At 60.0% G+C, this 12,186-nt stretch carries 8 protein-coding genes, 1 tRNA gene and 1 pseudogene; 8 read left to right on the top strand and 2 right to left on the bottom strand.

Annotation, left to right across the window (positions count from 1 at the left end; translation table 11 throughout):
* Positions 1-107: 107 nt before the first annotated feature.
* Positions 108-181: transfer RNA gene (locus AFIDRAFT_RS09765), tRNA-Gln, on the top strand.
* Positions 182-283: 102 nt separating this feature from the next.
* Here the strand turns inward: AFIDRAFT_RS09765 and AFIDRAFT_RS09770 are convergent.
* The gene (locus tag AFIDRAFT_RS09770) at positions 284-1,288 is read right to left on the bottom strand and encodes a SphA family protein (protein WP_009339185.1); all 1,005 of its coding nucleotides are present in this window, start codon (positions 1,286-1,288) and stop codon (positions 284-286) included.
* Positions 1,289-1,510: 222 nt separating this feature from the next.
* Here AFIDRAFT_RS09770 and AFIDRAFT_RS09775 point away from each other — a divergent pair.
* From AFIDRAFT_RS09775 to AFIDRAFT_RS09795, 5 genes and pseudogenes are all read left to right on the top strand, one after another.
* Positions 1,511-2,469, top strand: a pseudogene (locus tag AFIDRAFT_RS09775) (HlyD family secretion protein).
* 390 nt (positions 2,470-2,859) lie between these two features.
* Positions 2,860-3,054: a hypothetical protein gene (locus AFIDRAFT_RS09780; RefSeq protein ID WP_009339188.1), complete on the top strand. Its 195-nt coding sequence runs from the start codon at positions 2,860-2,862 to the stop codon at positions 3,052-3,054.
* 403 nt (positions 3,055-3,457) lie between these two features.
* Positions 3,458-5,827 carry a TonB-dependent siderophore receptor gene (locus AFIDRAFT_RS09785; protein ID WP_009339195.1) on the top strand — a complete coding sequence of 790 codons (2,370 nt, stop codon included), beginning with the start codon at positions 3,458-3,460 and terminating at the stop codon, positions 5,825-5,827.
* Between the two features lie 12 nt (positions 5,828-5,839).
* A complete protein-coding gene (locus AFIDRAFT_RS09790; RefSeq protein WP_009339197.1) occupies positions 5,840-6,994 on the top strand; it encodes a PepSY-associated TM helix domain-containing protein in 1,155 nt (384 codons plus the stop codon).
* Positions 6,991-7,200 (top strand): hypothetical protein, encoded by a 210-nt coding sequence (locus AFIDRAFT_RS09795; protein WP_009339199.1) that lies wholly within the window; start codon positions 6,991-6,993, stop codon positions 7,198-7,200. Before AFIDRAFT_RS09790 ends, AFIDRAFT_RS09795 begins: the two co-directional genes overlap by 4 nt.
* 29 nt (positions 7,201-7,229) lie before the next feature.
* Here AFIDRAFT_RS09795 and AFIDRAFT_RS09800 read toward each other — a convergent pair whose 3' ends face one another.
* Complete coding sequence (locus AFIDRAFT_RS09800) at positions 7,230-7,721, bottom strand: MarR family winged helix-turn-helix transcriptional regulator (protein WP_009339201.1); 492 nt, start codon at positions 7,719-7,721, stop codon at positions 7,230-7,232.
* A gap of 149 nt (positions 7,722-7,870) precedes the next feature.
* On the opposite strand from AFIDRAFT_RS09800, the gene AFIDRAFT_RS09805 reads away from it, so the two are divergent.
* Positions 7,871-9,019, top strand: a complete 1,149-nt coding sequence (locus AFIDRAFT_RS09805; protein WP_009339203.1) for an efflux RND transporter periplasmic adaptor subunit — start codon at positions 7,871-7,873, stop codon at positions 9,017-9,019.
* 2 nt (positions 9,020-9,021) lie between these two features.
* On the top strand, positions 9,022-12,171 hold the full coding sequence (locus tag AFIDRAFT_RS09810) for a multidrug efflux RND transporter permease subunit (protein ID WP_009339204.1): 3,150 nt from the start codon (positions 9,022-9,024) through the stop codon (positions 12,169-12,171).
* The last annotated feature ends 15 nt before the right edge of the window (positions 12,172-12,186 follow it).

Genomic DNA, 12,186 nt, shown 5'->3' on the forward strand with positions numbered 1-12,186 from the left:
GCGGGCGGAAAGGGGTAGACCGCCGCCCGTTCGCACTTTATATCCACCCCGCGATCGCGATTTGCCGGCCGATTTGAGACGCCCTGCGTCCTGTGCCGGCAACGCATTGGGGAATGGTGTAACGGTAGCACAACAGACTCTGACTCTGTTTGTCTTGGTTCGAATCCAGGTTCCCCAGCCATCACTGGCTTAAACTTCCACAATTCCTCGCTAATTCAGAACAATTGCAGACTCTCACGCGATCCTTGTCGCGAAACGCGGATATTCGCAGCCGGATGCCGTGTCAGTATTTCGTGGTGATCGGCTTTTCGTGAGCCTTCGGTGAGAGCTGGAAGGTCAGCCACACATTCCAGCCTTCCGGCCGGTTTTCGGCGGCGAATTCCTTGTAAGCCTTCACATTGACGTAGCCCTGCATGTCATTGATCGGGAACAGGTAGCCGATCTGCGGGCCGACACCTGCGACACGGGATTTGAAATCTCCCAGCACGGCTCCCGAACCGCTGTCGCCAGTCACCTGCTGGAAGTAATAGCCCACGAGGCCGATCATCCATTGCTTCGTGACGAAGTGCGACGCGCCCAAATCCAGATGGAGATCGACGCCGTTCTGATATTGCGTGTAGGTGTTCTTGAAATTGTAGGTGGCGCCGAGCACGGCAGAGAATTCGTTGCCGGTTTGCGGATTGAAGTAGGTGTAGCCGAAGCCGCTGTCGATCGCGCCGTGGCCGATGCCGAGATTGGCGAGGCGTCCCTTCTGATAGGCGCCGACCGGAACGTCGCCGGTGCCGTACCACAAGAAATTGTTGACGCCCTGATTCCACTTCAGCGTGAATTGCGGAATGACGTCGCCGACATCAACCAATGTATCGGTGCGATGGCCGGAGATGGTGTTGCCAAGAGGGCCGGTTAACGTTGCATCGATCGAGGCCTGATTTCTGCCGGCGACGCCGAGAAGGCTCACGGCGGCCTGCGCGCCGAGAAAAGGCGTTGCGAATGTGTAGGTCGGGCCGAAAATAGCGAGGTCGCCTTGTCCCTTGAGGCCGGCGACGACCGCGCCGCCGCGCGTGAAGGCCTTGCTTCCGCTCGCATCGACCGACGTGTGATAATAGAGCGTGACCCAGGACCAGCCGGGAGCGCCCGGCGCGGCAGCCAGACTGCCATTTATTCCCGGAAGCCAGAAGCTGATGCCGCCTTCATCGGCATGCGCTGAATTGTTCGATGCACCGGCAAAGGCAATGACGCCGACGATCAATCCGAATAAGCGCGGCGAGCTGACCAAGGATCGTTTCATCGCTGCCCCCATGGCGCCTGTCTTTTGAAAAACGCGCGCCGAATCTTCGTGGTGGTCTCAACGTCGCACAGTCCATCGCATCGAGACAGATTTATTTGTACCTTTCCCTCAAGGGAACCGTGCCCGCTTGTGCTTCATCTTAGCATGGATGCTGAATAGGCGATATATATCGCGGATATTGTCATCGTGAACGATCTCGTGGTCGGGATATCTGTACTTGCTGTGAGGCCTGCGCTTCCGCATGGCGTCGCCCGGGTTAACGTCTATCTGGTGCTGCTGTTCGTACTGGTGAAGCTGCACATCGTCCGTTTCAATCTGTTCTGGAAGGTGTCGCCGCTTCTGGTGCTATGCCTGCTGATGTTCGGATTGTTCATTCCGATGGGGTGGGGCGCGCCGTCGGGGCCGACGCTGGTTGTTAGGCAATCGATTGCGATCGTGCCGGATGTTGCCGGCGAGGTGATCGATGTGCCGGTCGAGCCGAACACGCGCCTGAAGGCAGGAGATGTTCTGTTCAAGATCGATCCGGTTCCTTACCAGGCTCAGGTAGGTGCGCTGGAAGCGCAATTGAAGCTTTCGGAGTTGCGCCTCGCGCAGATGACCCAATTGCTTGAACGCGACTCGGGCCGCGCGTTCGACGTGCAGCAGCGGCAGTCGGAAGTCGACCAACTCAAGGCACAGCTTGAAGGTGCGAAATGGAATCTGGACAAGACTGTCGTGCGTGCGCCGAGCGATGGCTATGTCACCAACGTCGCGCTGCGCAAGGGCGCGCGGGTTTCCAATCTGCCGTTGTCGCCCGTCATGGCCTTTATCGACACCAGCGACACGCTGATTGGCATCGAGATTGATCAGATCTACGCGCGCTATCTGAAGGCCGGACAGCCGGTCGAAGTCACTTTCAAGTTTCGGCCGGGACAAGTCTACACCGGCAAGGTTGAAACGGTGCTGCAGGCAATCTCGGCGGGACAGGTACAGGTCTCGGGCACTGCGGTGACGCCGAAAGGCATTCAGGCCGGGCCGCTTGTTGTTCGGATCAGACTGAACGATGCAGCCGTCGCCGAGGATCTTCCCGCAGGGAGCGCAGGCGCCGCGGCGATTTTCACGGATCACATCAAGTCGGCGCATATCATTCGCAAGGTGCTGCTGCGCAGATCGCGATTACGAATTACATCAATCCGCTTTAGCCGGGAGGGGCTTGGCGGCAGTCTCCGATCTGGTTTCGACAGAGGCTTCGCTCTCCGGAGCGGCATGGCCGACTGCGCCGGCGTCAATTCCCTGCGATCATGTCGCGCGCCTCTTCGGCTAAGTATTTCAGCCTCTTGGTTCTTTCTTCTCTCTTGTCTGCAAACACGCAGATCCGCCTGCTGCCTGGCAGCCCCATGTTGGCCTGCGACCAAAGCGCCGATGGGGGGGCATTTGGCTGGAATTGGAGCAAACGGAGGTATATCGGTGGGGCAGCAGGCAGAGTCCGGCATATGATACCGTCCCTGCCTGGATTACGCCGAGAGAAGTCGGTTTTGATCTCGCCGGTCGGTGGCAGACGAACTTCCCGCGACGATAAGTGGGAGAATGTCATGTGGACATTGGACAAAAACGCGATCGGTAGAAAACCGAATGACGGTTCTGCCTCGCCAACCTTAATCCTCATAGCTCTGGGTCTGTTTTCTCTGCTCGTGCTTGGCGCGGCAGACGTGCATCGCGACTTGCTGATTGCTGCGATCTTTGCAGTCGGCGAATACGGCATCGAACCTCTCTTCGTCGGCCCATAGCTTTCTGCGATCGTTTAAGAGACCAGAAAGACAGACGGCGCCCGAAGCGGTCGCCGCCGCGAAAATTCTTGTCTCGTCGTTTGATGAAAATCGCTTTCGAGATTCTCCAATAATAATGAAGACGCGCGATCCTCACTGCGGTCGAGAATCGTCTTCATGCGTTTGGCATTCGCTTCCCACGCACTCGCACGATGAGCCGCGAGAAAATTAGAATCCTTCGAAATCCAAAACTAGAATCTCTCAAAATATATCGCGTGATATTGTCGCGAGGTATGGAAGCCACACGCGCGTCGGCAATGCCGCTTTTCGATGGCTTCTAATTTCCAAAAACGTGTCAACGCGATTCCGCGTGATAGGAGGACAAAGAAATCCGCGAGGGGCGGAATAAATCGTGGGGCACGAAATGAACGGCAAGTCGAAGATTTTCAAACGCGCGATCTGCATGGGCGCGGTCAGTTATCTCGCGCTGATGATCAATGCTCCTTCGACAGTTCACGCGCAAACTTTGCAATCATCATCGTCCGCGCTCCCTGCCGTCACTGTCGATGCGCCGAAGCCGCAAGCGAAACGCCGCGCGGCGGTGCGTCCTTCATCGCGTGTCCGCAGCACATCGAGCAACGTCGCGCGCAACAGGGGCACGGAGCAGGCGGCGCAGGAGAGCGTCGTCGATGGCCGTGGCCGCCTCGAGCGCGGCACCGGGCCGGTCGACGGTTATCTTGCTCACCAGAGTGTTTCGGGCACCAAGACTGACACGCCGCTTCTGACAACGCCGCAATCGATCTCGGTCGTCACGCAGGATCAGATCGCCGCGCAAGGCGCACAAAGCGTTCAGGATGCGCTTCAATATACGCCCGGCGTATCGCTCCAGAGCTACGGCGCTAACGCATTCTTCGATGGCTTCAAGATTCGCGGCTTCAACGCGGTGAGCTATCTCGACGGCTTGCGTTTGCCGGCCGACAGCACGACCTTCGCCATCCCGAAAATCGAAACCTACGGTCTCGAGCGGCTGGAAGTCGTGAAGGGTCCGTCGTCCGGTCTCTACGGCCAGACCGAGCCGGGTGGCTTCCTCAACATGGTGAGCAAGCGCCCGACGGCGACGACGCACTACGATTTCGAAACGACATTCGGAAACTTCAACTACAAGCAGGGCGCGTTCGACATCGGTGGTCCGATCGATAAGAACGGCGAGTTCCTGTACCGCATCGTGGGTCTGGGCCGGCTGGCCGACACACAGACCGACTTCATGCAGAACAACATGGCGTTCATTGCGCCGAGCTTCACATGGCGTCCGACCAACGACACCAGCTTCACGATCCTGTCGCAGTACCAGAAGATCGACAACAAGGGTTACCAGCAATATCTGCCCGGCCAGGTCACCTTCCTGCCAAATCCGAACGGGCACGTTCCGTACAATACGTATATCGGCGAGCCGGCATTCGATGGTTACAAGTTGGAACAGAAGTCCATTGGCTATGCGTTCGAGCACCGCTTCGACAACAACCTCCAGTTCCGCCAGAACTTCCGTTACATGGAAGTGGACAACGATCTGCGGTCAGTTCGTTCGGAAGGCATGGATCCCGCCAATCCGACGCAGCTTGTCGCGCGTTCCTACAATTACGTGAAGGCGCATTCGCAGAACGTCACACTCGACAATCAGTTGCAGGCCGATTTCCGCACTGGCCCGGTTACGCACAAGGTGCTGCTCGGTTTTGACTTCCTGCATCAGACAGGTCACGTCGATTATCGAACCCAGGGCAGTCAGGCGTTCGGCGGCACGTTCCCCAGCATCAACCCTTACAATCCGGTCTATGGCGCAGTTCCAACTCCGTTCGACGCCCTGTCACCGTTCATCCTGAACAACAACAAGATCGATCAGGCCGGCCTTTACGCCCAAGATCAGATGAAGCTTGACCGCTGGACGCTGACGCTCACGGGGCGGCAGGATTTCGTCAACACGAGCCTGACCAGTCTGTCTCCGGCATTTTATCCGCCTCCCAATGAGTATTCGCGCAGCGATTCCGCGCAGACCGGTCGTGTGGGTCTGAACTATTTGTTCGATAACGGCGTGTCGCCCTACATCAGCTATTCGACGTCGTTCGTGCCGAATACGGGCGCTGCCGCCGGTAGCACAACTCCGTTCAAGCCGACGACAGGCGACGGCAAGGAAATCGGCGTCAAGTTCATGCCCAACGGCATGAACCTGATGATGACCGCGGCGCTGTTTGAGATCAATCAGAACGATATTCTGACGGGCAATCCGACGATCTTCTTTACGAGTTTGCAGACCGACTCGGCGCGTTCGCGCGGCTTCGAGTTCGAGGTGCGCGGAAACGTGACCCGCGAACTGGAAATCATTGGCGGTTACACCCGGTTGGATACAAAGATCACGAAAAGCCTGGCGCCGGCTGCGGCCAACAATCTCGGCAAACACCTTCAGGCCGCCCCTGAAGATCAGGCATCTCTCTGGGCCAAATACACATGGTATAACGGCCCAATGGCGGGTTTTGGCCTTGGCGCGGGTGTGCGCTATGTCGGCAAGAGCTGGGGCGACGGACAGAACACGTTCGTCATCCCCGACCATACGCTCCTCGACGCGGCTGTCAGTTATGACTTCTCCTATCTGCGCCCGGACATGAAAGGCTGGAGCGCGCAGATCACCGCAAAGAACCTGACCAACAAGTATTACGTCGAGTCGTGCCTGACTGGTCTGGCCTATTGCGGTCTTGGAACGGCCCGTACGGTTCTGGGCACGCTGCGATACAGCTGGAAATAAAAGGAGTCCAAATTGGCGGCGAGCAAGTCACTGCGGCGGTGGGGATGGGTGCACAAATGGTCGAGCATCATTTGCACGGCCTTCATGCTGCTGTTGTGCGTGACGGGCCTGCCGCTGATCTTCCACGAGGAGATCGATGACGTCCTGCATTCGCAGGTGAAGGCGGCGGATGTGCCTGCGGGCACGCCGCTTGCCAACCTCGACGATGTCGTCGCGGCGGTGAAGGCGCAGAAGCGGGACATGGTGCCGCATTTCCTGATCTGGGATCGCGACGATCCGAACGCATTGATGGTAAGCGTCGGCAAGACCATCGATGCCGATCCGTCAAAGAACACGCTCGCGCGCGTGGATGCGCATACGGCGAAATATCTCGACGCGCCGGATGTCACCGGCCGTTTCACCTACATCATGCTGAAGCTGCACACCGATATGTTTGCCGGTCTGCCGGGCAAATTGTTTTTGGGCTTCATGGGCATCCTGTTCTGCGTGGCGATCATTTCCGGCATCGTGGTCTATGCGCCGTCGATGCGGAAACTCGACTTCGGCACTTACCGGCGCGAGCGGAAGCGGGTGGTGCGCTGGCTCGATGTGCACAATCTCGCGGGCATTCTTTTGGTGATGTGGACGCTGGTCGTCGGCTTCACCGGCGTCATCAACACCTGGGCCGATCTCGTCATCAAGTACTGGCAGTTCGATCAGCTCGCGGCGATGACGGCGCAATACAAGGATCGTCCCGTCGTCATGAACCCGGCCTCGATCAACGAAGCGGTGAAGGTTGCGATCAAGGCCGAGCCGGACATGAAGCCGTCCTTCGTTGCGTTTCCGGGCACGATCTTCAGCAGCAAGAGCCATTATGCCGTGTTCATGCGCGGCGACACGCCTTTGACATCGCGTCTCTTGAAGCCCGCGCTGATCGATGCGCAGACCGGCGCGATGACGGACAGCCGTGACATGCCCTGGTACGTCTCGACGCTGCTCTTGTCGCAGCCGCTGCATTTCGGCGATTACGGCGGCATGCCGTTGAAGATCCTCTGGGCGATCCTCGACGTCATCACCATCGTGCTTCTGGTCACGGGACTTTATATCTGGCTGCGGCGACGAAAATCGGGTGTTTCCATCGAGCGCTCCGTCGCGAGCGTCTCGGCACTGGAGCCGCAGACGCCATGAGTGGACGCAGCGTTTTTCCCAAGCATCGCACGCTCGGGCAGATTTTCGCGGTCCCGGCGCTCATCGGTGTCATGAGCATCGTCGGTCTGGTGGCCGCGCTGGTCGGCGATGGCGTGTGGGACGGGTTGTCGTGGCTGATGCTACTCACGCCGGTCGTCATCTACGCGGCCTGCATTTATATTCCGCGCCGTCCGAAAGCGCGCTGACCGGCGGAGAGCCGGTGGGCGAGCGCGATCTATCGTCGCAACCGCCGCGTCCGGGCCGGTGGGGGCGGGACAGTGTCGGCAACGCTGTCGGCGTTGTTCTTGACGTTATCCTTAACCTGAAGGAGCACGTCGAGCGCGGTCTGGATCGCGGCCGTGGATGTTTCGCGCAGCGCCTCGGAGGCGATAGAATCGCGAAGGCTGTCGAGATCGTCGACGAGCCGCCGTCCCATATCGGTCAAATATAGTTGATTGGCCCGCCGGTCGGTGGGGTGAGGACGGCGTTCAAGAAGGCCTTGATCGACAAGGCGATCCAGCAACCGCACCAGCGATATAGGCTGCAATTCCATCACTTCCGCGAGATCGACCTGCGACAACCCTTCCTGCTGACGCAATCGAAAGAGCACGATCCATTGGGCGCGCGTGGTCCCGCGGCTCTTCGCGCGGTGTTCGATATAATTGCGCAGCAGCCGGGAAGATTCGACGAGCTGTGTGATGAACTGCCGTTTGAGATCGAGTGACATGGACGCTGGACCGTGACGGTTGCCATGACCAGGGGGCGGTTTGGTCTGACGAAGAGTTCATTAGCATGTCATGATATTAAGTGCTTGCATACTAAATAATCGCAGTCATATGAGTAATATGTAAGAGTATCGGGTTTACGAGAGACGGAATGACGAAGCCTGGAATGCCTCGCTGGGGATTTTTGCTGATTGCGCTGGTGGCTGTCGGCGCGCTGGCCGCCGCTTGGCGTGGCCTTGGTTCGCACAAGCCTAAGGCAGGTCCGCCGCCAGCGGTTCCGGTGACGATCGCCCCGGTCGAGAAGGCGGATTTCCCGGTCTATCTGTCGGGCCTTGGAACCGTGCAGGGTTTCAACACCGTGCAGGTCCGCACGCGCGTCGATGGCGAGATCACGCAGATCGTTTTCAAGGAAGGGCAGTTCGTCAAGGAAGGCGATCTCCTGGCGCAGATCGATCCGCGCCCGTTCCAGGCGACGCTCGACGCAGCGAAGGCCAAGAAGGTGCAGGACGAGGCGACGCTTAACAACGCCAAGCTCGATCTCGCCCGCTCGACCAAGCTCGGCGAGTTCGCGACCCGCCAGACTGTGGACACCCAGAACGCCAATGTCGCGCAACTCACCGCGCAGATCGCAGGCGATCAGGCCGCGATCGACAACGCGCAGACGCAGCTCGATTACACCAGTATCCGTGCGCCGATCGCCGGCGTCACCGGCATCCGCATGGTCGATGTCGGCAATATCGTCACCGCGGCGGCGCAGACGGCGATCGTGTCCATCGCGCAGGTCGAACCGATCTCCGTGATCTTCACCGCGCCCGAGCAGCAACTGCCCGCCATCGCGGCTGCGATGAAGCGCGGCCCGCTCAAGGTCATCGCCTATACGACAGATGGGCGGAAGCAACTCTCGGAGGGCATGCTGGCGCTCATCAACAATCAGGTGGATTCCACCAGTGGAACCATCCGCCTGAAAGCGACGTTCGACAACAAGGATCATGCGCTGTGGCCGGGATTGTCGGTTTCCACGCGCCTTCTGATCGAGACGGTCAAGGATGCCACTGTCGTGCCTGAGGATGCCGTGCAGCACGGTCCCGATGGGCTGTTCGCCTTCGCAGTCGGCGAGGGCAACAAGGCCGTGGTGCGGCCGATCAAGGTCCGGGAAACCGGCAACGGCAAAAGCCTGATCGACAGCGGCCTTGCGCCGGGCGAAGAGGTGGTGACGCGCGGCCAATACCGGGTTCAGGCGGGATCGCTTCTGGCCACGAAGGTTGCTGGCTCCGGCGACAACGAACCGAAAGCTGATTGATCATGGCTTACGGCGGCGTTTCGGCTCCTTTCATCCGCTACCCCATCGCAACCTCGTTGCTGATGGTCGGCGTGCTGTTCGTCGGTCTCGTGGCGTATCCGTCGCTGCCGATCGCGCCTCTGCCGCAGGTCGATTTTCCGACCATTCAGGTCTCGGCGAGCCTGCCGGGCGCCAGTCCTGAAACGATGGCGTCGTCGGTCGCCCAGCCGCTCGAGCGGCAGTTCGCGCAGATTCCGGGCGTCGCGCAGTTGACCTCGACGAGCTCGCTCGGCTCGACGGCGGTGACGATCCAGTTCGATCTCAATCGCAATATCGATGGTGCGGCGAATGACGTACAGGCGGCAATCAATGCCGCGGGCGGCCAGTTGCCGAAAAGTCTTCCCAGTCCGCCGACCTATCGCAAGGTCAATCCGGCGGATGCCCCGATCATGATCCTGTCGGCGACCTCCGAGACGATGCCGCTGATCGAGGTCAATGACGCGGTCGACAGCCAGCTCGCTCAGCAACTCAGCCAGATCACCGGCGTCGCCCAGGTCACCATCGGCGGCCAGCAGAAGCCTGCGATCCGCGTGCAGATCGATCCGGCGAAGCTTGTCGCGAAGGGGCTCGGTCTGGAAGACGTGCGCGCGCAACTGGTGCAGACCACGGTCGACAGTCCGAAGGGCAACATCGACGGCAAGACCCGCAGCTACACGATCTACGCCAACGACCAGTTGCCGGCGTCGAAAGACTGGAACGACGTTATTATTGCCTATCGCAATGGCGGCCCGCTGCGCATCCGCGATATCGGGCAGGCGGTGTCCGGGCCCGAGGACATGAAGCAGGCGGCGTGGGCGAACGGCAAGCGCGGCGTGTTCCTCGTCGTCTTCAAGCAGCCCGGCGCCAACGTCATCGAGACGGTCGACAAGATCAAGGCGCAGTTGCCGCGGCTTGAGAAAGCCATTCCGCCGGCGGTCAAGATTCATATCATGAGCGACCGCACCACGACCATCCGTGCGGCGGTGGAGGACGTGCAGTTCACGCTGCTCCTGACCATCGCTCTCGTGGTGATGGTCATCTTCATCTTCCTGCGCAGTTTCTGGGCGACCGTGATCCCGAGCGTCACGGTGCCGCTGGCACTCTTGGGCGCCTGCGCGCTGATGTGGATGGCGGGTTATACGCTCGACAATTTGTCACTCATGGCGCTCACCATCGCGGTCGGTTTCGTGGTCGACGACGCCATCGTGATGCTGGAGAACATTTCGCGTTACGTGGAGAAGGGGGAGGACCCGTATCGGGCCGCACTGAAGGGCGCGAGCGAGATCGGCTTCACCATCGTGTCGATTAGCGTGTCGCTGGTCGCGGTGCTGATCCCGCTCTTGTTGATGGGCGGCATCATCGGGCGCCTGTTCCGCGAATTCGCGGTAACGCTGGCGATGACGATTTTCGTCTCCATGATCGTGTCGCTGACGTTGACGCCGATGATGGCGTCCCGCTTCCTGCAACCGCACCAGGAGCACCAGCAGCACGGCAAGTTCTACCAGTGGAGCGAGCGCATGTTCGACGGCATGCTCTATTGGTACGAGCGTGGCCTGAACGTGGTGATGCGCTGGCGCTTCACCACGCTGATGGTGTTCTTCGCGACGCTGGCGCTGTCCGTGATCCTGTTCATCGCGATCCCGAAGGGCTTTTTCCCGCAGCAGGATAACGGCCTGCTGACCGGCGCCTCGCAGGCCGCGCAGGACATTTCCTTCGCCGACATGAAGCGCAAGCAGGAAGAACTCGGCAAGATCGTGATGGACGATCCGGATGTCTACAGCGTCGCGATGGCAATCGGCGGCGGCGGCAGCGCGCTGAACACCGGCCGTCTTTATATTACGCTGAAGCCGCGGAACGAACGGACGGCGCTTGCGCCGCAGATCATCGCGCGCATTCGCGCCAAGGCCGAAAAGGTGGAAGGCGCCAAACTCTATCTGCAGGCGTCGCAGGACGTGCGCCTCGGCGGCCGCGCCACCCGCACGCAGTTCGAATACACGTTGCAGGACGCCAACCTTGCAGAACTGAACGAGTGGGCGCCGAAGATCCTGGCGAAGATGGAGACGTTGCCGCAACTGCGCGACGTCGCGACCGACCAGCAGACCAAGGGCACCACGCTGACGCTGACCATCGACCGCGATACGGCGTCGCGCTACGGCATCTCGCCGCAATTGATCGACGACACATTATATGACGCATTCGGCCAACGTCAGGTCGCGCAGTATTTCACCCAGCTCAACAGCTACCATGTGGTGATGGAAATCCTGCCGGAGATGCAGGGCGATCTGGATAGCCTCCAGAAAATCTACATCAAATCGCCGACGACGGGCGATCAGGTGCCGCTCTCGACCTTCGTGCGCTGGACCACCGATCCGGTGCGGCCGCTGTCGATCAGCCATCAGGGACAATTCCCGGCGATCACCATCAGCTTCAACCTCGCGCAAGGCGTTGCGCTGGGGCAGGCGACCGACGCGGTGCAGAAGGCGGTGGCCGAACTCGGCGTGCCGGGCACGTTGAACGGCAGCTTCCAGGGCACCGCGCAGGCGTTCCAGCAATCGCTCGGCACCATTCCGCTCTTGATCTTCGCGGCGCTCATCGTGGTGTATCTCATCCTCGGCATTCTCTACGAGAGCTACATCCACCCGATCACCATTCTATCGACGCTGCCCTCGGCGGGTGTCGGCGCGCTCGCGACGCTGATGATCTTCGGCTACGACTTCAGCCTCATTGCGCTGATCGGCATCGTGCTTCTGATCGGCATCGTGAAGAAGAACGGCATCATGCTGGTGGACTTCGCGATCGTGGCCGAGCGCGACGAGCATTTGACGCCGGAAGAAGCGATCCACAAGGCGGCGCTGCTGCGTTTCCGCCCGATCATGATGACGACGATGGCTGCATTGCTCGGCGGTGTGCCGCTGATGCTGGGCCACGGCACCGGTTCGGAAATCCGCCAGCCGCTTGGCTACGCCATGGTCGGCGGCCTGCTTGTCAGTCAGGTGCTGACATTGTTCACGACGCCGGTGATCTATCTTTACCTCGATCGCCTGTCGAACTGGATGTCGCAGTTCGGGCGCGGAACGCCGTCCGACAGCGATCATTCCGAGCCGCCGAGCGCGGTGTCGGAGGCGGCGGAGTAGTAGGGCTTACCCGCG

This window comes from Afipia sp. 1NLS2 (genome assembly GCF_000178995.1).
Lineage (GTDB): Bacteria > Pseudomonadota > Alphaproteobacteria > Rhizobiales > Xanthobacteraceae > Afipia.

What these genes read in the sequence shown, in the direction of transcription:
- AFIDRAFT_RS09810 (WP_009339204.1), top strand. Translation starts at nt 9,022, where the DNA reads ATGGCTTACGGCGGCGTTTCGGCTCCTTTCATCCGCTACCCCATCGCA.
- AFIDRAFT_RS09785 (WP_009339195.1), top strand. Translation starts at nt 3,458, where the DNA reads ATGAACGGCAAGTCGAAGATTTTCAAACGCGCGATCTGCATGGGCGCG.
- AFIDRAFT_RS09770 (WP_009339185.1), bottom strand. Translation starts at nt 1,288, where the DNA reads ATGAAACGATCCTTGGTCAGCTCGCCGCGCTTATTCGGATTGATCGTC.
- AFIDRAFT_RS09800 (WP_009339201.1), bottom strand. Translation starts at nt 7,721, where the DNA reads ATGTCACTCGATCTCAAACGGCAGTTCATCACACAGCTCGTCGAATCT.
- AFIDRAFT_RS09780 (WP_009339188.1), top strand. Translation starts at nt 2,860, where the DNA reads ATGTGGACATTGGACAAAAACGCGATCGGTAGAAAACCGAATGACGGT.
- AFIDRAFT_RS09795 (WP_009339199.1), top strand. Translation starts at nt 6,991, where the DNA reads ATGAGTGGACGCAGCGTTTTTCCCAAGCATCGCACGCTCGGGCAGATT.
- AFIDRAFT_RS09805 (WP_009339203.1), top strand. Translation starts at nt 7,871, where the DNA reads ATGACGAAGCCTGGAATGCCTCGCTGGGGATTTTTGCTGATTGCGCTG.